General features: G+C 56.5%; 18 protein-coding genes. 12 read left to right on the top strand and 6 right to left on the bottom strand.

The window, feature by feature from the left end; all coding sequences use genetic code 11:
* Nucleotides 1-8 precede the first annotated feature (8 nt).
* Nucleotides 9-1,331, bottom strand: coding sequence for a xylose isomerase (gene xylA / locus ACR8BF_RS00175; protein WP_179898920.1), 1,323 nt, complete (start codon nucleotides 1,329-1,331; stop codon nucleotides 9-11).
* 344 nt (nucleotides 1,332-1,675) lie between these two features.
* On the opposite strand from xylA, the gene xylF reads away from it, so the two are divergent.
* From xylF to xylR, 4 genes are all read left to right on the top strand, one after another.
* Complete coding sequence (gene xylF / locus ACR8BF_RS00170) at nucleotides 1,676-2,668, top strand: D-xylose ABC transporter substrate-binding protein (RefSeq protein ID WP_179898921.1); 993 nt, start codon at nucleotides 1,676-1,678, stop codon at nucleotides 2,666-2,668.
* 28 nt (nucleotides 2,669-2,696) lie between these two features.
* A complete protein-coding gene (locus ACR8BF_RS00165) occupies nucleotides 2,697-4,217 on the top strand; it encodes a xylose ABC transporter ATP-binding protein (protein ID WP_434745400.1) in 1,521 nt (506 codons plus the stop codon).
* Nucleotides 4,210-5,394, top strand: coding sequence for a xylose ABC transporter permease XylH (xylH, locus tag ACR8BF_RS00160; protein ID WP_179898923.1), 1,185 nt, complete (start codon nucleotides 4,210-4,212; stop codon nucleotides 5,392-5,394). The genes ACR8BF_RS00165 and xylH overlap by 8 nt, the downstream gene beginning before the upstream one ends.
* 93 nt (nucleotides 5,395-5,487) lie before the next feature.
* On the top strand, nucleotides 5,488-6,666 hold the full coding sequence (gene xylR, locus ACR8BF_RS00155) for a D-xylose utilization transcriptional activator XylR (RefSeq protein WP_179898924.1): 1,179 nt from the start codon (nucleotides 5,488-5,490) through the stop codon (nucleotides 6,664-6,666).
* A 60-nt stretch (nucleotides 6,667-6,726) separates the two neighbouring features.
* Here xylR and ACR8BF_RS00150 read toward each other — a convergent pair whose 3' ends face one another.
* The 5 genes from ACR8BF_RS00150 to ACR8BF_RS00130 form a co-directional block, all read right to left on the bottom strand.
* Nucleotides 6,727-7,860 carry an ROK family transcriptional regulator gene (locus tag ACR8BF_RS00150; RefSeq protein ID WP_179899055.1) on the bottom strand — a complete coding sequence of 378 codons (1,134 nt, stop codon included), beginning with the start codon at nucleotides 7,858-7,860 and terminating at the stop codon, nucleotides 6,727-6,729.
* 197 nt (nucleotides 7,861-8,057) lie between these two features.
* Entirely contained in the window at nucleotides 8,058-8,798 is a 741-nt protein-coding gene (dnaC, locus tag ACR8BF_RS00145) for a DNA replication protein DnaC (RefSeq protein WP_179899056.1), read from the bottom strand.
* Nucleotides 8,798-9,334, bottom strand: a complete 537-nt coding sequence (gene dnaT / locus ACR8BF_RS00140) for a primosomal protein DnaT (protein WP_179898925.1) — start codon at nucleotides 9,332-9,334, stop codon at nucleotides 8,798-8,800. Before dnaT ends, dnaC begins: the two co-directional genes overlap by 1 nt.
* A 111-nt stretch (nucleotides 9,335-9,445) precedes the next feature.
* On the bottom strand, nucleotides 9,446-10,126 hold the full coding sequence (locus ACR8BF_RS00135) for a hypothetical protein (protein WP_292987495.1): 681 nt from the start codon (nucleotides 10,124-10,126) through the stop codon (nucleotides 9,446-9,448).
* Nucleotides 10,127-10,201: 75 nt separating this feature from the next.
* Nucleotides 10,202-10,888, bottom strand: coding sequence for an autotransporter (locus tag ACR8BF_RS00130; RefSeq protein WP_292987438.1), 687 nt, complete (start codon nucleotides 10,886-10,888; stop codon nucleotides 10,202-10,204).
* 155 nt (nucleotides 10,889-11,043) lie between these two features.
* Between ACR8BF_RS00130 and ACR8BF_RS00125 the strand changes: the two genes are divergently transcribed.
* From ACR8BF_RS00125 to ghrB, 8 genes are all read left to right on the top strand, one after another.
* Complete coding sequence (locus ACR8BF_RS00125) at nucleotides 11,044-11,610, top strand: DNA-3-methyladenine glycosylase I (protein ID WP_434745399.1); 567 nt, start codon at nucleotides 11,044-11,046, stop codon at nucleotides 11,608-11,610.
* A 110-nt stretch (nucleotides 11,611-11,720) separates the two neighbouring features.
* Entirely contained in the window at nucleotides 11,721-12,383 is a 663-nt protein-coding gene (locus tag ACR8BF_RS00120; RefSeq protein ID WP_161733267.1) for an OmpA family lipoprotein, read from the top strand.
* A gap of 134 nt (nucleotides 12,384-12,517) precedes the next feature.
* Complete coding sequence (locus ACR8BF_RS00115) at nucleotides 12,518-13,498, top strand: LacI family DNA-binding transcriptional regulator (RefSeq protein ID WP_434745398.1); 981 nt, start codon at nucleotides 12,518-12,520, stop codon at nucleotides 13,496-13,498.
* 65 nt (nucleotides 13,499-13,563) lie between these two features.
* On the top strand, nucleotides 13,564-14,589 hold the full coding sequence (locus ACR8BF_RS00110; protein WP_292987430.1) for a LacI family DNA-binding transcriptional regulator: 1,026 nt from the start codon (nucleotides 13,564-13,566) through the stop codon (nucleotides 14,587-14,589).
* A gap of 139 nt (nucleotides 14,590-14,728) precedes the next feature.
* Nucleotides 14,729-15,478 (top strand): sugar phosphate isomerase/epimerase, encoded by a 750-nt coding sequence (locus ACR8BF_RS00105; protein ID WP_434745397.1) that lies wholly within the window; start codon nucleotides 14,729-14,731, stop codon nucleotides 15,476-15,478.
* 9 nt (nucleotides 15,479-15,487) lie between these two features.
* Nucleotides 15,488-16,453 carry a sugar kinase gene (locus ACR8BF_RS00100; protein ID WP_314985414.1) on the top strand — a complete coding sequence of 322 codons (966 nt, stop codon included), beginning with the start codon at nucleotides 15,488-15,490 and terminating at the stop codon, nucleotides 16,451-16,453.
* Between the two features lie 32 nt (nucleotides 16,454-16,485).
* Nucleotides 16,486-17,766, top strand: coding sequence for an MFS transporter (locus ACR8BF_RS00095; protein ID WP_136197086.1), 1,281 nt, complete (start codon nucleotides 16,486-16,488; stop codon nucleotides 17,764-17,766).
* Between the two features lie 74 nt (nucleotides 17,767-17,840).
* A complete protein-coding gene (gene ghrB, locus ACR8BF_RS00090) occupies nucleotides 17,841-18,815 on the top strand; it encodes a glyoxylate/hydroxypyruvate reductase GhrB (protein WP_434745396.1) in 975 nt (324 codons plus the stop codon).
* The last annotated feature ends 68 nt before the right edge of the window (nucleotides 18,816-18,883 follow it).

Below are 18,883 nucleotides of genomic sequence, written 5' to 3'. Positions count from 1 at the left end.
CTGAAGGGTTAGAAATCAAACAGGTAGTGATTCACCAGATTTTCCAGCTGCTCCTGACGTCCGCTCTGATGCTGCGGATTGAGCTGCTGCTGCTGAGCATGCGCCGCAAGGGCTTCCAGTGAAAACTCACCTTTTAAAATTTGCTGGCCGAACTCACCATTCCAGCCGCTGTAGCGCTGTGCCACACGCTTATCGAGTTCACCGTCGCTGATCATGCGAGCTGCTACCTTCAGCGCCAGCGCCATGGTGTCCATCGCGCCAATATGACCGTAGAAGAGATCATATTTATCGGTGCTCTGACGACGCACTTTGGCATCAAAGTTTAAGCCGCCGGTGGTAAAGCCGCCTGCTTTAAGGATTTCGTACATCACCAGCGCATTTTCTTCCACGCTGACCGGGAACTGATCGGTATCCCAGCCGCACTGCGGATCGCCGCGGTTGGCATCCACGGAACCAAAAATACCCAACGCAATGGCAGTCGCGATTTCATGATGGAAAGAGTGACCGGCCAGCGTGGCGTGGTTCGCCTCAACGTTAACTTTGATCTCTTTTTCCAGGCCGAACTGTTTCAGGAAGCCATAAACTGTCGCGACATCATAATCATACTGATGTTTAGTCGGCTCCTGCGGTTTCGGTTCGATCAGCAGTGTCCCCTGGAAACCGATTTTGTGTTTGTGCTCGACCACCATCTGCATAAAGCGGCCAATCTGCTCGCGCTCCTGGCGCAGATCGGTATTCAGGAGGGTTTCATAGCCTTCACGCCCGCCCCATAACACATAGTTCTCACCGCCCAGGGTTTTGGTCGCCTGCATGGCGCTACAGACCTGCGTCGCGGCCCAGGCAAAGACCTCCGGATCGGGATTGGTTGCTGCGCCCGCACCGTAGCGTGGATGGGTAAAGCAGTTGGCCGTGCCCCATAGCAGTTTGACGCCAGTTTCCTGCTGTTTTTCCAGCAGTTTATCGGTCATGGCGGCAAAGTTTTCTTTGTAGCTTTGCAGCGAATCGCCTTCTGGTGAGACATCAACGTCATGGAAGCAGTACCACGGCACATTCAGCTTGTGGAAAAACTCAAAGGCCACATCCGCTTTGAGTTTTGCCTGCTGTAGCGCATCTCCGCTTTTCTGCCACGGACGATCAAAGGCGCCGACACCAAACATATCCGCGCCATTCCAGCAGAAGGTGTGCCAGTAACAGGCAGCAAAGCGCAGATGCTCCGCCATGGTCTTGCCGAGGATCACCTCGTCAGGGTTGTAATGGCGGAAAGCGAGAGGATGCGTCGACTGGGTGCCTTCATAACGAACCCGATCGATCTGATCGAAATAAGCGTGCATGGTTTGCTCCTTAGCATCAGTACCCGAATGGTCTGCGTTGAAGCAATATTCAATATGGGCTGCTGTCTCAGCTCAATTACGATATTTCATTCCGGGTGTCAGATAATTATTATTTGTGCGCTGGCTCGCAAAATAATGTTATTTGCAGAGGGGTTTATCATTATTACTCGCTTGTCTTAAAAAGATGAAACCTCGATCGCGCTCATAAAAAATGAAATAAACCAAAAAACGTAATAGCCGGATAAAAATCAGTAATTGCTGTAACAGGAAAAGAAGGGCAACAATTCATCCGCCTGGTTTATCGGCCTGAAACGACAATAGCCTCAACCTACAGGATGATCACAATGAAGATGAAACATGCACTGTTAGCCGCCTGCGCGGCGCTGGCGCTGTTCAGCCAGACCAGCGTGGCAAAAGAAGTAAAGATTGGCATGGCGATTGATGATTTGCGCCTTGAGCGCTGGCAGAAAGACCGCGATATTTTCGTTAAACAGGCGGAAACGCTGGGCGCTAAGGTCTTTGTTCAGTCTGCCAACGGCAACGAAGAGACCCAGATGTCACAGATTGAAAATATGATCAATCGCGGTGTCGATGTGCTGGTGATTATTCCCTACAACGGTCAGGTATTGAGTAACGTTGTCGCTGAAGCGAAACGGGAAGGAATTAAAGTGCTGGCCTATGACCGAATGATTAATAACGCTGATATCGATTTTTATATCTCTTTCGATAATGAAAAAGTGGGCGAGTTGCAGGCCGAAAGCATTGTGAAACAGGTGCCTAAGGGCAACTATTTTTTAATGGGTGGATCGCCAGTGGATAATAACGCCCGTCTGTTCCGCGCTGGACAGATGAAAGTGTTAAAACCTTATATTGATAACGGCAGTATTAAAATTGTCGGCGATCAGTGGGTCGATGCCTGGCTGCCAGAAAACGCCCTGAAAATTATGGAAAACGCGCTGACCGCCAACAGCAACCACATTGATGCGGTCGTGGCCTCTAACGATGCCACCGCAGGCGGTGCGATTCAGGCCCTGAGCGCACAGGGGCTGGCTGGAAAAGTGGCGATCTCCGGACAGGATGCCGATCTGGCCGCGATTAAACGTATCAAAGCGGGTACGCAGACCATGACGGTTTACAAACCGATCACCGAGCTGGCCACCGAAGCGGCGAAAATTGCCGTTGAGCTGGGCGAGGGCAAAACGCCGGCCAGCAACAGCACGCTGAATAATGGCCTGAAAGAGGTGCCGTCACGACTGCTGAAGCCGATTCCGGTCAACAAAGACAATATCGAAAGCACCGTGGTGAAAGACGGTTTCCACAAAAAGAGCGAACTCTGACCGCGCATAGCGTGAGGGAGAACAGTCGATGCTGCTGGAAATGAAAAACATCACCAAGCGTTTCGGTGCAGTAAAGGCGCTGAATGATGTCAGCCTGCAACTTGAGGCGGGCGAAGTCATGTCGCTGTGCGGTGAAAATGGCTCGGGCAAATCGACGCTGATGAAAATCCTGTGCGGACTCTATCCGCACGGTGATTTTGAAGGGCAGATTCACTTCTCTGGCGACGACGTTCAGGCACAGACCATTCGCGATACCGAGCGTAAAGGTATTGTGATTATCCATCAGGAGCTGGCGCTGGTGCGGCAACTGACGGTGATGGAGAACGTCTTCCTGGGTGCCGAACTGAGCCGTTTCGGCATGGTGGATGATGAAACCATGACCCTGCGCTGCCAGCAACTGCTGGCGCGTGTCGGGCTGAACGTCTCTCCCGCGACCCGCGTGGGTGAATTAGGCCTGGGCCAGCAGCAGCTGGTGGAGATTGCCCGCGCCCTTAACAAACAGGTCCGGCTGCTGATTCTGGATGAGCCGACCTCTTCCCTGACGGAGCAGGAGACGGATGTGCTGCTGGGCATCATCCGTAACCTGCGTGAACACGGTATCGCCTGCATCTACATCTCGCACAAACTGAATGAGGTTAAGGCGATCTCCGACACCATCTGCGTGATCCGTGACGGCCAGCATATTGCGACCCGTCCGGCGGCGGGCCTGAGCGAAGATGACATCATCACCATGATGGTGGGACGCGAGCTGACCGCGCTCTATCCCCACGCACCCCATCAGATTGGCGACGTGATACTCAAAGTGGAGAACCTCACCGCCTGGCATCCGGTCAACCGCCATATCCGCCGCGTCAACAATGTCTCATTCACGCTCAGACGCGGTGAAATTCTCGGCATTGCCGGGCTGGTGGGCGCAGGCAGGACTGAAACGGTGCAGTGTCTGTTTGGCGTCTGGCCAGGACGCTGGCAGGGCGATATCTGGATTAACGGCAAACAGGTGAACATTACCGATTGCCGCGCCGCCATTGCGCACGGCATTGCTATGGTGCCGGAAGATCGTAAAAAGGATGGCATCGTGCCGCTGATGGCGGTGGGCAAAAACATTACCCTGGCGGCGCTGGACCAGTTCAGCCACCGCCTCTCTACGATGGATGAAGCGCAGGAGCAGCAGGCGATCAACGATGCGATTAGCCGGCTACGGGTGAAAACCTCCTCATCGGAATTGCCAATTGGCCGCCTGAGCGGCGGCAACCAGCAGAAAGCGATTCTGGCGAAGTGCCTGCTGCTCAATCCAAAAATCCTGATCCTGGATGAACCGACGCGCGGCATTGATGTGGGCGCACGCCAGGAGATCTACCTGCTGATCAATGCACTGGTTCAGCAGGGCATTGCGGTGATTGTGATTTCCTCTGAGCTGCCGGAAGTGCTGGGCCTGAGCGATCGGGTGCTGGTGATGCATGAAGGGCAGATCAAAGCCGATTTGATTAACGATAACCTGACTCAGGAGCAGGTGATGGAAGCTGCCCTGCGGAGTGAACATTATGCTTAAAAGTGAAAGTACCCAAAGCCGCCTCTCCGGCACGCCGGGCAAACCGTCACCGGGCAGGTTCACACTGCCGAACCTGCAGGTTCTGGTGATGCTGGGCGCGATTGTGCTGATTGCGCTGTTCTTTACCTGGACCACCGACGGCTCCTGGCTCAGTGCACGTAACGTCTCCAACCTCCTGCGTCAGACCGCCATCACCGGCATTCTGGCGGTCGGTATGGTGTTCGTGATTATCTCGGCGGAGATCGATCTGTCAGTGGGTTCCATGATGGGCCTGCTGGGCGGTGCGGCGGCGATTTTCGACGTCTGGCTCGGCTGGCCGCTGCCGCTGACCATCGTAGTGACGCTGGTGATGGGGTTACTGCTCGGCACCTGGAATGGCTGGTGGGTGGCCTACCGCAAAGTGCCGTCGTTTATCGTGACGCTGGCGGGAATGCTGGCGTTTCGCGGCATTCTGGTCGGGATTACTGATGGCACCACGGTTGCCCCGATCACACCGGGCATGTCGCAGATTGGACAGAGCTATCTGCCCGGCGGCGTCGGGTTCGGCTTTGGCGTTGCCGGTCTGGCGCTGTTTACACTTTGGCAGTGGCGTTTGCGGCTGCGTCGTCAGCAGCTCGGGCTGCCGCAGGGCGCTGCCAGCGGCACAGTGGGACGGCAGGCGATTACCGCCATCTTAGTGCTCGGTGCCATCTGGTTGCTGAACGATTATCGCGGCGTACCGACGCCGGTACTACTGCTGGCCGTACTGTTACTGGCGGGTATGTTTATGGCGACCCGCACCGCATTTGGCCGTCGCATCTACGCCATCGGCGGCAACATTGACGCTGCCCGCCTCTCTGGCATTAACGTAGCGCGTACCAAGCTGGTGGTATTTGCCATTAACGGTGTGATGGTGGCGATTGCCGGGCTGATCCTCAGTTCGCGGCTGGGCGCAGGCTCGCCGTCGGCGGGTAACATTGCAGAGCTCGACGCTATCGCCGCCTGTGTAATCGGTGGCACCAGCCTGGCGGGTGGCGTGGGGTCGGTGGCGGGCGCGGTCATGGGCGCCTTTATCATGGCCTCGCTGGATAACGGCATGAGCATGATGGATGTGCCAACCTTCTGGCAGTACATCGTCAAAGGCGCGATCCTGCTGCTGGCAGTGTGGATGGATACCGCAACGCGGCGTCGGGTGTAATCGCGTGGGCGATCACATTGTGGCGCAAACAATTTTTTTGCCCCTTTCAGCCGTGTTATGCAATGCGCTGAGGATTTAAGGGAACGCGCCACCATGCATGATAAACGTTATCGCATTACGCTGTTGTTTAACGCCAACAAAGTGTATGACCGTCAGGTTGTGGAGGGCGTCGGTGAGTATTTACAGGCGTCGCAGACTGACTGGGATATTTTCATTGAGGAAGATTTCCGCTGCCGCATCGACAATATCCGCGAGTGGCTGGGCGATGGGGTGATCGCTGACTACGACGATCGCTCCATTGAATCCCTGCTGTCGAATGTCTCTGTCCCGATTGTCGGCGTCGGCGGCTCTTACCATCGGCAGGAAGATTATCCGCCGGTGCATTATATTGCCACTGACAACGCCGCGCTGGTGGAAAAAGCCTTTCTGCACCTGAAAGAGAAAGGTATCAACCGCTTTGCCTTTTATGGTTTACCGGCCTCCAGCGGCAAGCGCTGGGCACAGGAGCGGGAACAGGCGTTTCGCCTGCTGGTGGGACGAGAGCGCTATCAGGGCGTGGTTTATCAGGGCATGGAAACCGCGCCGGAAAACTGGCAGCACGCCCAGAACCGACTCGCCGACTGGCTGCAGACGCTGCCGCCGCAAACCGGCATTATCGCCGTCACTGACTCGCGGGCGCGACACCTGCTGCAGGCGTGCGAACACCTGAAAATACCGGTGCCGGAGAAGCTTACGGTGATCGGGATTGATAATGAGGAGCTCACCCGCTATCTGTCACGCGTGGCGCTCTCTTCTGTGGCACAGGGCTCACGACAGATGGGCTATCAGGCGGCCAAACTGCTGCATCGATTGCTGGATAAGCAGCCCCTGCCGCTTCAGCGCATCCTGGTGCCGCCGGTGAAAGTCATCGCCCGGCGTTCGACCGACTACCGTTCGCTGCGCGATCCGGCGGTGATTCAGGCGATGCACTACATCCGCTTCAACGCCTGCAAAGGCATTAAAGTGGAGCAGGTGCTGGATGCGGTCGGGCTGTCGCGCTCTAACCTGGAAAAACGCTTTCGGGATGAGACTGGCGACACTCTCCATGCCATGATCCACCGCGAAAAACTGGAAAAAGCGCGCGAACTCCTGGCTTCTTCATCACTCAACATCAATGAGATCTCACAGATGTGCGGCTATCCTTCGCTGCAATACTTCTACTCGGTGTTCCGCAAAAGCTACGACACCACGCCAAAAGAGTATCGCCAGCATTTTGGGGAGAATGTGTTGTAGCAGGATAGGTTGAGTCTGGCGTGAATTGATACAGCGGATGAACCGGTGCGACCTGAGCCACTAGATCATCCGCTGCTCACTCTGCTTCAGCACCGCCAGCGCCAGCCCATTAGCCGGATCAAGCCGGTTTTCTGGAAAGTCCAGTTGGGTATGCGCGGCGCTAAAAGTCAGCGCGTTGCCGTGTGCCGTATCGCGCACCGCTTTGCAAAAGGCCTCACTGCTGCTCCATGGACAATCAACGATGATAGTGGCGGGATTCAGCAGCAGCATAATCTGGCTGAGCGCCGCACCCAGATAGCCACCCGCCTGCGCCATCACCTCATCCACGATGCGTGGCGCGCTGTCGCGGTTCTGCCAGCTCAGGCCCGGCTGACGCTGTGCCAGCTGCTGTTTAACCGCAGGCTGGCTGACCAGCGCTTCCAGACAACCCCGGCGGCCGCAGCTGCAACGCGGTCCATTGGGCTGGACAACCAGATGTCCCACTTCACCCGCCGTCCAGCTGTGGCCGGTAAAGACTTCGCCATGCTGTACCAGTGCGCCGCCGATTCCCTCGGAAATGCGCAGATAAAAGTGACCGCTCTCCACCGCTAATCCACGCAGCTCAACAGCCAATAGCGCAGCGGCTTTAACATTATTCATAATGCGAATGGGCACCCGGACGTGCCTGCGTAATGCGCTCAGCAGGTCAACATCCTGCCATTCAAGCGGCAATGAAATATGCATCCAGCCGCGCCGGGGATCCACGATGCCGGGGAAGCCCAGGCCAATGCCGAGCAGATCGGGATAGCGCTCTAACAGTTCCCGGCATAGCATGGCCAGCTCAGCCAGCAACCGCGTCGGGTTACTGGTATCGGTACGCAGCGTCGCCTCAGCCAGTACCTGAGAAAAGTAGTCGCAGACCCGCCAGTGGATAACATTGCGTTCCACCATAATGCCTGCGCTCTTGAGTTTTTCCGGCCGCAGGGTAATGCCGATTTTAGGTCGTCCGGCGGCCGCGACGCTGACCGGTCCCAGCTCCTCTATCAGGCCCTGTTCCAGCAGATCATCAATGATTAATGAGACGGTGTTTTTACTGAGTGTCAGCGCCTCCGCCAGATCCTGACGCGACGTCACGCGCAGCGTGCGCAGCTGAGCCATCACCCGTTTCTGGTTATTCAGTCGCAGTAGTGCAGGGCCTTTGCCGTTTGTTTTCATCACGGGTTCACTCAACCGAGGAGTAAGATTTGAGTGTATCAGCCCATACGTTTTCCACATCTCCCACTTTGCGTGCTGTTTCACACAACCCGATCGGTTGTGACTGAGATCGTGACGGCGATCAGATCGCCGGATTAACGCTAAGTTTTCTGCTGCACCTGCAGCCCGATTCGTGCAATGGCCCGGCGTTGCCTCTTTTAATATTCGTCGCCGCGAACCCGGCTGCGATAGCTTTCCCAGTCGAAACGGATCCACAGGCTGTTACCGAGGCGCATACGATCCATGACGCGTTCGCCCAGCAGCGCATTCATCCCCGCATGGTCGAGGTTGGATAACATACCGGTCGGGCGTTTGGACGAAGAACGGCGATCGACAATCTGGTTGATGATCACTTTTTCGTAGCGCGATTCGCTCTGCATACCGATCTCATCAATCACCAGCAGGTCAACACTGCTGAGATCCTGAATCAGCCGCTCTTCAGTAATGCCGCTGCTGCCGCTGAAGGTGCCCTTCATGCTCGACATCAGATCGGCGACCGTCACGATCAGCACGCTTTTACCGCGCAGGATCAGGTCATTACCAATCGCGGCGGCCAGATGATTTTTACCGGTGCCAGGACGCCCTGAAAAGACAAAGCTGGCTATGCTGCCATCAAATTCGGCTGCGTACTGACGTGCCAGCTCCAGCGCTTTGCGCTGTCCCTCGTTTTCGACCCGGTAATTATCAAATGAGCAATTCATGTGCAGCTCGCGAATGCCGGAACGACCCATTACGCGCTGCATTTTCATTGCGCGGTTTTCACGCACAATCGCCTCTGAACGCAGGCGACCCTGCTCCTGATTCCACGCCAGCAGCTCTTCACCATTGGCAAATTTGGGACGTGTGCCCTCAGGCATCATTCTTTTCAGACGGTTAAAGAGATCGTTGGGCGTTTTCATCATTCACCTCGGAAACCATCGGGAATGGTACGGTCAGGATCAGGCAACTGCGTGATATCACGCTTCGGTTGCCCGCCGTTTGCGGCGCGGTTCATCTGGATGCTGCGCGCCAGCTTCTGCTGCCACTGCACATGATGGAACATCCGGCCTTCCGCCTGCCAGTAGGCCACAAAGGCCGCCAGCTCGCTGGGCGTTACCGGTTCACTCAGCGCCACGCCCCAGATGGCGGCCTGACGGGTAAAGTCGGCATCCGGCTGCCAGCCCTGATACATGGCGAACTTACCTGCCGGTGTGTGGATCGCGGCGGGAGCATCGTCATACAGGCTGTCATCCAGCGCCACATCATTTGGCTGCCGGGCGGCGGCTTCCAGCGCCAGCAGCTCAGCCAGACGCTTAGGTGTAATGGCATACATCACCGGCGCATAGTTATCTAACACCGCCAGCGTGCCCTTTTCCGCCTGCTGCAGGGCAGTCAGCGGATCCTGTCGGAAGGCATCCAGGCCAATGAGCGTTGAAGTTAAGATTTTAGCTGACATGAAAAGACCTGAGGTTAACAAACACCTTGCGTCGGGAACCCGTCGCCGACGCAGAAGTGTTTATTGTACCTTTTTTAAGGGTGCGGATCGCTTAAAAAGCACCGCCAGGGATCAGTGTGATGTGACGGGAGAGGCGTTGTGGCGGGTCGGTGCAGATTCGGTGGCGCGCACGCTGACAACAGCAGCGGCCGGACGGGTCTGCCATAAATAGCGCACCGAGGCGAGCCAGCACAGGCTGTATCCCAGAAGCTCGGTGCCCTCTTCGGCCATGTTTTTCACCACGCGGTTGTAGTCCCCCAGCATCAGATGCTGCCACAGCGCATGAACACCAAACAGTCGGGAGAAGACCAGCACCACTAAAAAGCCGGAGGCCATCACCGGCCAGCTGCGGTGTTGCAGCAGGCTCGCCAGCGCATGCAGGGTTTTCTTCGGTGTTCGCAGGGCCACAGCCAGCGAACCTGCGGTGACTGCCAGCGCAAACCAGACCCAGCTGCCGTGCTGGACAGCATCAAATACAAAGTCGAGTTCGCGGATCAACATGCAGCTGTAAAAGCCTGCCACTAAGGTCAGTGCCCCACGCTGAGCGGGACGGCGGTGGGCCGCTATGAAAAACAGCACGGCGATCATCGCCAGCATGCATTCCTGGGTGGTTTCAGTAAAAGAGGTTTCATGGAGTGCATCGTTCATCCAGGCCACATCAATGTAGACAGGGACGATAGTCAACGCGAGCACCAGGGCTGCCAGAAGGAAGACCGCGATTTCGCGGCCAATAATTGTCAAATCGTTGCGCATAGTGTTACCGGTATAATGATTAGCGGACTCATTATATTTCAAGCGCGCAACATCCTTTCTCATTTGATGCCCCAGTTAGAAACTGGCGCTGAAGCCAAAGGTATAAAGTTGCTGATCCTGATTATTCAGCGCTTCGCTTTGAGAAAAGGAGGCAAAAGCCGCCAGATTAGCGTTCAGTGGCATCTGTGCACCGATGCTCACATCGATACCGTCAGACTGATCGGTGCCGTTCGTCGCGTCACGTCGGGTGGGCTGCGGCGAGTCTGCCATCAGATAGTGATAACTCAGTTGTGCCCATGGCGATATCCATCCCTGCTGCGAATCGATGCGCCAGCCGACGCTGGCGCTCTGTTCCCGGCTCTGCTGATCGCTGTAATCGCACTGCAGACAGTTCATCTGCTGCGGATCGACCGCATACTGCGCAACCGGCCCGGTGGTAAACGACGGGGCAATAGGCAGGTCAACACCAGCCCGATAGCGTTTTCCCAGCGGGGTAGTGCCTACGCTGCCGGTTTCACTGTGCAGGGCGATGGGGGAGGCGGTAGGCGAATTGATGGCGGCTTCAAACAGGGCGCGGCTCTCATCGCTGAAGGCGAGGGGATTCAGGGCGATCTTCTCCGCCAGAATCGTGTCGTAGTCGGGAAGAAACTCAGGATGTTGAGGCGCAGAGGCGCCACCGCGGGCAAAAGTCGGTTGTGTAAAGATTAACAGGCATACAGCACAGCAGGTCCGCAGACCTTTCCAACCGCTTCTCGGCAACATCGATTCTCCGGGCAAAACTGAAGTTATTATCCGGCGTCTGAATTAAATTTTCGGCCCGTCTCTGTTATTTAACCGGTGATCGTTTAACTATCAACCCATTAATTCTAAGATCAAGCGGACCGCTACAATATTCTCGTTATTAAAGGAACAAAGCGATGCAACGATGTGGTTGGGTAACGCAGGATCCCCTCTATCTGGCCTATCACGACAGGGAATGGGGTGTAGCGCAGCGGGACAATCGCGCGCTGTTTGAGATGCTCTGTCTGGAAGGACAGCAGGCGGGATTATCCTGGATCACCGTGCTGAAAAAACGGGAAAACTATCGGGCGGCGTTTCACCAGTTTGATCCGCAGGCCATCGCATTGATGGATGCGGGAGATATCGACACACTGATGCTCAACAGCGGCATTATTCGCCATGCCGGTAAAATCGCCGCCATTATTGCTAACGCCCGCGCTTACCTTGAGATGCATACAAAAGGCGAGGATTTCAGCCGCTTCGTCTGGCAATTTGTTGATAACGTGCAAATCGTTCATCATTATCCCGACTACAGCCAGGCACCCACCACCACAGAGCAGGCGACCGCACTCTCGAAGGCACTCAGGCAGCGTGGTTTTAAATTCATCGGTCCCACAATTTGCTACTCGTTTATGCAGGCCTGCGGACTGATAAACGATCATCAGAGCAACTGTTTTTGCCATCCTGACAATCAAAAGGCGTGATTCCCGATAAATCAGGATTTTTCCTCACTACATCCGCAGCCACCAGACGGCATAATCGTGCCACTTATGGGAAAGGTTTTCCCCTGTGTGTGGAATGTAAGGGAACAAAAATGCAGAAGAAATTAATTGCCATCACCTTGTTATTAAGCGGCAGTCTGGCCCTGCCAGGTTGTACAACTAATCCTTACACCGGCGAATCTCAGGCGGGTAAGTCAGGCGTAGGCGCGGGCCTGGGTGCATTAGTGGGTGCCGGTGTCGGCGTGCTCTCATCGTCGAAGAAAGATCGTCGTAAAGGCGCGCTGATTGGTGCCGCTGGCGGTGCTGCACTGGGCGGCGGCGTGGGCTACTACATGGACGTGCAGGAAGCCAAACTGCGCGACAAGATGCGCGGCACCGGCGTCAGCGTGACCCGTAATGGCGATAACATCGTCCTGAATATGCCAAACAATGTCACCTTCGACTCCAGCAGCAGTAATCTGAAACCTGCCGGAGCGAACACCCTGACCGGTGTTTCAATGGTGCTGAAAGAGTATCCGAAAACGGCGGTAAACGTCGTGGGTTATACCGACAGCACCGGCAGTCGTGCGCTGAACATGCGTCTGTCACAGCAGCGTGCTGAAAGTGTCGCCAGTGCGTTAATCGGACAGGGTGTTGCCAGCGATCGCCTGCGCACGCAGGGTGCAGGCCCGGATAACCCGGTTGCCACCAACAGCACCGAAGCAGGCAAAGCACAAAACCGTCGTGTTGAGATCACGCTCACCCCGCTGGGATAATCACGGTCGCCCCCGTCAGGGGGCGCACTTTTCTGTAAAGTGTCACGCTAAAAGAGCCAGTAATGTGTCTGCGAATAGAGCCAGCAGAGGCTTTATGGTAGGCTGATCAAAAATTGATCAGCGGACTCATTCCCATGTCTCTCAAAGCCATCGCTGCGGTTTTAGGTCTTTCCGTAACCACTGTCAGCCGCGCCCTCAACAGTTATCAGGATGTCGCGCCGGAGACGCGTAAACGCATTGAAGAGGAAGCGCAGCGGCGTGGCTACCGGCCCAATGCGGCGGCGCGGCGACTGAAAACCGGCCGTGCTAACGCGGTGGGACTTGTCTACCCAATCAATTCATCCCCCTTGAGTGGCAGTGACTTCAGCGACATGTTGCTGGCGCTGGATCATCACCTTGCCCGTTATGAAATTAACCTGTTGTTGCTGGCGGATAAGCAGCTGAGTCCGTCGAACCTGACACGCCTGCTGCGCAGTGGAGCCGTTGATGCCCTTATTGTTGGCCACACCACGCCTGAAGATAGTCGGCTTCACACTCTGCTCCAGACCAATTTTCGCTTTCTGGCGCTGGGTCGCAGCGATCTGCCATCGACCTATGCCTGGTTTGATGTTGATCACCTTGCCGGTTCACAGCTGGCGGTGAGCTGGTCGCTGGCGCAGGGACGGCAGCGGATAGCCTGGCTCGGCAGCAATGAAAACAGCACGCAGGTGCGTGACCGTCGTCAGGGTTATCTGACGGCGCTGGGAGAGGTTGCGCCTTATGCGATGGCGGCGGTGGCACCGTCGCGCCGTGCCGGCTATCACCAGACCCGTGAATGGCTTGCAGAAGTTTCTGTGCCGGAAGTGATTATTACCGACTGTGCAGCGCTGGCTGAAGGCGCGGCCGTTGCGTTGCATCAGGCCGGACGGGCAGCGGGCGAGGGTGCCATTCTGCTGGCGGGCTGGGAAGGATTACCGCGGGATGCAATTCTCGATCATCCTATTGTCGCCATCCGCCAGGCAGCGCCCTATAAGGCGGGTGAACAGGTGGCTGAAATGGTGATGCAGTTGATCAATGGTGCGCCGCCGGAGACGTTACAGACCCTGTGGCAACCCTGGCTGCAATTACCGGCGTAGCGCTTTTTGCGCCGGGCTTTGCTTGTGCTAGTCTCTGCCTGGTTTCTTATTTCGCAGGATATCTTATGAAAATCAGGCCGCCTCGCGCCACCATCAGCGATGTTGCTCACGCGGCACGAACCGGTAAAACCAGCGTTTCACGCTATCTGAATGGTGAACTGCATCTGCTCTCCGCTGGTTTAAAAGCGCGGATTGAACAGGCCATTGCCGATCTCAGCTATCGTCCGAGCCAGATGGCGCGCGGCCTGAAGCGCGGACGTACCCGTCTGATCGGGCTGATTATCGCCGATATCACTAATCCTTATTCCGTTGATGTCATGAGCGGCATTGAAGCCGCCTGCCGCGAGCAGGGCTTTACCTTGCTGATGTGTAACACCAACAATGAAGTGGATCTGGAGCAGCACTATCTGCAACTGCTGAGCAGCTATCAGGTCGAGGGTATTGTGGTTAACGCGGTCGGAATGCGTGAAGAGGTGCTGAACCATCTGCAACAATCCCTGCTGCCGATGGTGCTGATTGACCGCAAAATTCCCGATTTCCCCTGCGATGTGGTGGGCCTGAACAACGCCGAAGCGGCCGAAACGGCCACCCGCCATCTGGTCGGGAATGGCTATGATGCGCTGCTGTTTCTCAGTGAGCCGCTGGGCAGCGTTAACACGCGCCGCGAGCGTCTGCAGGCTTTTCGCCAGCTGCTGGCGACGCATCCGCAGGTTGAGCATGAAAATACCGAAGTGGCGCTGCATCAGCCTGATGCGCTGGACCAGGCGTTGCTGGCTTTCCATCAGCGTCACACCGGAAAACGCTGCGCGGTGATGGTCGCCAACGGCGCGCTGACGCTGCAGGTGGCGCGATCGCTGCAGCGACTCAACCTGCACTGGGGCCACGATATCGGCCTGCTCGGTTTTGATGAACTGGAGTGGGCGGCACTGGCCGGTGTCGGTATCACCACGCTGAAGCAGCCTACCTGGCAGATTGGCTTCAGTGCGCTGGAACGCCTGATTGCTCGCATAGAGGGCAGTGATTTGCCCGTTTCCGAGCAGGTCTTCTCTGGCGAACTGATTATTCGCGGCTCCAGCCAGCCTCTGAGCTGAATTTCAGATTTAACCTTCTGTTTACGTGCTCGCTTCGTGAGCACGATCATAATTTCACAGTTTGCTCCTTTGCTTTGGAACCGGTTCCATTTAGGGTTTTTGTATTCGTTATCGGCAGAACCCTGCCATGGAGCAGAACATGAAAACTGACATCATCGTGGTGACCGCCGCTTATGGCCACGCACAGATCGCCGCACTCGGCGGTCAGCGTGCGCTGCTGCCGATTATCCAGCAGGCGGGTGCTGACGGGGTTGAAATCCGCCGCGAATTGCTTGATGACGCGGCGCTGGCTGATCTGTCGACGCTGGCCCATGCGGTGACACAACATCAGTTGCACGCCAGTTATTCGGTGCCTGATACGCTGTTTTGTGACGGCGGCGAAATCAATCCACGCATAACCCACTACGTTGAAGAAGCACGCCAGTTAAACGCGCAGCGGCTGAAAGTGGCACTGGGAGACTTTACCGGTGCGCTGCCTCGCCAAACGTTGCAGACGCTGCTGGCAGATCTGCCGTTTCAGCTGACCGTGGAAAATGACCAGACCGAATATGGCCGACTGGCACCCTCCGTCGCGTTTTTCACGGCGGTGCGCGAAGCCGATCTGCCGATCAGTATGACTTTTGATATGGGTAACTGGTGCTGGACAGGTGAAGATGCCGATCAGGCGGCGGCGCAACTGGCCTCGCAGGTGGGCTATGTGCATGTCAAAGCGGCCGTGCCGCACAAGGATAGCTTCCGTGCGATTGCGCTGGATGAGGCTGACGACCACTGGCGCACCCTGTTGCAACAGTTGCCCGCACAGGCACCGCGCGGTATCGAATTTCCGCTGGAAGGCGACGATCTGATTGCGGTGACACGCCACTATGTGTCGCTGCTGCGTAACGTGTAAGGAGTGAAGATGACGACGCATCACACTAATCATCCTGACGGTCCACTTGATGTTGTCACTATCGGTGAAGCAATGGCGATGTTCATCGCCCGCGAAACCGGTGACCTGGCTGCAGCAGAGACCTTTGTTAAACGCGCGGCGGGGGCGGAGCTGAATGTAGCGACCGGCCTGGCACGTCTTGGCCTGAAAGTAGGCTGGGTCAGCCGTATCGGCGATGACGCTTTCGGCCGGTTTATCTGCCAGCAACTGGAAAAAGAGGGTATCGATCACGCCTGTGTAACGGTCGATAAACGCTATCCCACCGGTTTTCAGCTCAAGTCCAAAGTAGACGACGGATCCGATCCGCTGGTGGAATATTTCCGTAAAGGCTCGGCGGCCAGCCATCTGTCGGTTGAGGACTTTGACGCGGACTATTTCGGCTCGGCGCGTCATCTGCACCTGAGCGGTGTGGCGGCGGCGCTGTCAGAGAGTTCGCTGGCGCTACTGAAGCACACCGCCAAAGAGATGCGTTCGCGCGGTAAAACTATCTCGTTTGACCCTAACCTGCGGCCGGTGCTGTGGCGCAGTGAAGAGGAGATGCGCCAGCAACTCAATCTGCTGGCGGAGTATGCCGACTGGGTACTGCCGGGCGAAAAAGAGGGGCTGATTCTGACCGGTTATCGCCAGCCGGAAGCGATCGCCGATTTCTATCTCGACAAGGGTGTGAAAGCCGTCGTGATTAAAACCGGTTGTGACGGTGCCTGGTATAAAACGGCGCAGGGTGAAAAGGGCCAGGTTGAGGCGATTAAAGTCGACAACGTGGTGGATACCGTGGGAGCCGGTGACGGCTTTGCCGTTGGCGTCATCAGCGCCCTGCTGGAAGGTCAGTCGCTGCCGCAGGCGATTCGTCGCGGCAACAAAATTGGTTCGATGGCGATTCAGGTCATTGGTGACAGCGAAGGTCTGCCGACGCGTCAGCAACTGGGCGACGTGTAGTTCGCGCCCCTCTACAGTCACAGGAGTTCCCGATGAAAAAGCAGACAATCGCGCCAAAACGCTGGTGGTTCATCATGCCCATCGTGTTTATCACCTACAGCCTGGCGTATCTTGATCGTGCAAATTTTAGCTTCGCTTCTGCTGCCGGGATTAATGACGATCTCGGCATCACTAAAGGTATGTCCTCGCTGCTGGGTGCGCTGTTCTTCCTGGGTTACTTCTTCTTCCAGATCCCGGGTGCTATTTACGCCGAACGCCGCAGCGTCAAGAAACTGATCTTCGTATGCCTGATTCTGTGGGGCGGCTGCGCCTCGCTGACCGGCGTGGTCAGCAATATTCCGATGCTGGCAGCCATTCGCTTTGTTCTGGGCGTGGTGGAAGCCGCCGTGATGCCTGCGATGCTGATTTATATCAGCAACTGGTTTACCAAATCAGAACGTTCACGCGCCAATACCTTTCTGATCCTGGGAAATCCCGTCACGGTGCTGTGGATGTCGGTGGTGTCGGGCTATCTGATCGAATCCTTTGGCTGGCGCGAGATGTTTATCTTCGAGGGGATTCCGGCGGTGGTCTGGGCGATCGCCTGGTGGTTCCTGGTGCAGGATAAACCGGCGCAGGCGCGCTGGATGAGCGATGCCGAGAAAGCGGCGTTACAGGCTGAACTGCAAAAAGAGCAGGAAAACATCAAAGCGGTGCGCAACTACGGTGAAGCGTTCCGTAACCGCAACGTGATCATTCTCTGCCTGCAATATTTTGCCTGGAGCATCGGCGTGTATGGCTTTGTGCTGTGGCTGCCGTCGATTTTGCGCAACGGCACGCAGATGGGCATGGTAGAAGCGGGCTGGCTGTCAGCGGTACCTTATCTGGCGGCGACCATTGCGATGGTAGTGGTCTCATGGGCGTCTGACAAAACCCAGAACCGCAAGCTGTTCGTCTGGCCACTGCTGCTGATCGGTGCGCTGGCGTTCCTCGGTTCATATCTGGTGGGATCGAACCATTTCTGGATGTCTTATACCCTGCTGGTGATTGCAGGTGCCGCGATGTATGCGCCTTACGGACCCTTCTTCGCCATCATCCCTGAGATGCTGCCGCGTAATGTCGCCGGTGGCGCGATGGCATTGATCAACAGCATGGGTGCGCTGGGGTCGTTTATCGGTTCATGGATTGTCGGCTATCTTAATGGAGCCACCGGCAGCCCGTCCGCCTCGTACATCTTTATGGGATCGGCCCTGCTGGTTTCGGTGTGGCTGACGCTGATTGTGAAACCGGCGCAGAATAAAGCGCCACCGCTGCAGGGTGCGAAACCGGCCTGAAAGCGTAAACGTTAGCCTCTATTTCTCCGGGCGGCCTGCAAGCCGCCCGCAACGTATTGACCGGGAGCCACTGAATGAAACCCGCTGTAATTCTTTATAAAAAACTGCCTGACGATCTCTATACACGCCTGGCTGAACAGTGTGACGTGACGGAAATCAGCGATCTTTCGCCAGAGAACCAGCAGGAACATGCTGCGGCTTTCCGGCAGGCAGAAGGCCTGCTGGGATCGGGCGGAAAAGTGAATGGCGAACTGCTGGCGAAAATGCCCAATCTGCGCGTCTGCTCCAGCGTCTCTGTGGGCTACGACAATTTTGATGTAGACGCCCTGAATCAGCGTAATGTGGTGCTGATGCACACGCCGACCGTGCTGACCGAAACCGTGGCGGACACCATGATGGCGCTGGTACTGAGCACGGCGCGTCGGGTGCCGGAACTGGATGCCTGGGTTAAAGCGGGTAACTGGCATAAAAGCATCGGTCCGGCGCAGTTCGGTATCGACGTGCACCATAAAACGCTGGGTATTCTTGGTATGGGGCGTATCGGGATGGCGCTGGCGCAGCGTGCCCACTTCGGCTTCGGCATGAAAATCCTTTACAACGCGCGCCGCGAGCATGAAGAGGCGCAGTCGCGCTTTGGCGCGCAGCGTTGTGAACTTGAGGCGCTATTAAAGCAGAGTGATTTTGTCTGCATCAGCCTGCCGCTGACTGAAGAGACGCACCATCTGATTGGTGCCGACGAGCTTGAACTGATGAAACCGGATGCTGTGCTGATCAACGCTGGCCGCGGGCCGGTGGTGGATGAGAAGGCGCTGATCGCCGCGCTGCAGGCGGGCAAACTGCATGCCGCCGGACTGGATGTGTTTGAGCAGGAGCCGGTTTCAGCCGACTCGCCGCTGCTGTCGCTGCCGAATGTGGTGACGCTGCCGCACATCGGTTCTGCTACTCACGAAACCCGTTACGGCATGATGCAGGATGCGGTTGAGAATCTCATTGCCGCACTCGGCGGAAGTGTCGGGAAAAACTGCGTTAACCCGCAGGCGCTGAAGTAATCCCCACGCCTTCCCATTGCGCCCGCCGATGGCGGGCGTTATGGTGGACCCCCGATTCGTTATCACAA

This window comes from Candidatus Pantoea rara (assembly GCF_051136265.1).
GTDB lineage: Bacteria > Pseudomonadota > Gammaproteobacteria > Enterobacterales > Enterobacteriaceae > Pantoea > Pantoea rara.
Note: the sequence above shows the minus strand (reverse complement) of the source record. Positions and strands in the feature narration are given on the sequence as shown.

Bases quoted from the DNA above. Each gene is read 5' to 3' on its own strand.
- xylA (WP_179898920.1), bottom strand. From the start codon at position 1,331: ATGCACGCTTATTTCGATCAGATCGATCGGGTTCGTTATGAAGGCACC.
- xylF (WP_179898921.1), top strand. From the start codon at position 1,676: ATGAAGATGAAACATGCACTGTTAGCCGCCTGCGCGGCGCTGGCGCTG.
- ACR8BF_RS00165 (WP_434745400.1), top strand. From the start codon at position 2,697: ATGCTGCTGGAAATGAAAAACATCACCAAGCGTTTCGGTGCAGTAAAG.
- xylH (WP_179898923.1), top strand. From the start codon at position 4,210: ATGCTTAAAAGTGAAAGTACCCAAAGCCGCCTCTCCGGCACGCCGGGC.
- xylR (WP_179898924.1), top strand. From the start codon at position 5,488: ATGCATGATAAACGTTATCGCATTACGCTGTTGTTTAACGCCAACAAA.
- ACR8BF_RS00150 (WP_179899055.1), bottom strand. From the start codon at position 7,860: ATGAAAACAAACGGCAAAGGCCCTGCACTACTGCGACTGAATAACCAG.
- dnaC (WP_179899056.1), bottom strand. From the start codon at position 8,798: ATGAAAACGCCCAACGATCTCTTTAACCGTCTGAAAAGAATGATGCCT.
- dnaT (WP_179898925.1), bottom strand. From the start codon at position 9,334: ATGTCAGCTAAAATCTTAACTTCAACGCTCATTGGCCTGGATGCCTTC.
- ACR8BF_RS00135 (WP_292987495.1), bottom strand. From the start codon at position 10,126: ATGCGCAACGATTTGACAATTATTGGCCGCGAAATCGCGGTCTTCCTT.
- ACR8BF_RS00130 (WP_292987438.1), bottom strand. From the start codon at position 10,888: ATGTTGCCGAGAAGCGGTTGGAAAGGTCTGCGGACCTGCTGTGCTGTA.
- ACR8BF_RS00125 (WP_434745399.1), top strand. From the start codon at position 11,044: ATGCAACGATGTGGTTGGGTAACGCAGGATCCCCTCTATCTGGCCTAT.
- ACR8BF_RS00120 (WP_161733267.1), top strand. From the start codon at position 11,721: ATGCAGAAGAAATTAATTGCCATCACCTTGTTATTAAGCGGCAGTCTG.
- ACR8BF_RS00115 (WP_434745398.1), top strand. From the start codon at position 12,518: ATGTCTCTCAAAGCCATCGCTGCGGTTTTAGGTCTTTCCGTAACCACT.
- ACR8BF_RS00110 (WP_292987430.1), top strand. From the start codon at position 13,564: ATGAAAATCAGGCCGCCTCGCGCCACCATCAGCGATGTTGCTCACGCG.
- ACR8BF_RS00105 (WP_434745397.1), top strand. From the start codon at position 14,729: ATGAAAACTGACATCATCGTGGTGACCGCCGCTTATGGCCACGCACAG.
- ACR8BF_RS00100 (WP_314985414.1), top strand. From the start codon at position 15,488: ATGACGACGCATCACACTAATCATCCTGACGGTCCACTTGATGTTGTC.
- ACR8BF_RS00095 (WP_136197086.1), top strand. From the start codon at position 16,486: ATGAAAAAGCAGACAATCGCGCCAAAACGCTGGTGGTTCATCATGCCC.
- ghrB (WP_434745396.1), top strand. From the start codon at position 17,841: ATGAAACCCGCTGTAATTCTTTATAAAAAACTGCCTGACGATCTCTAT.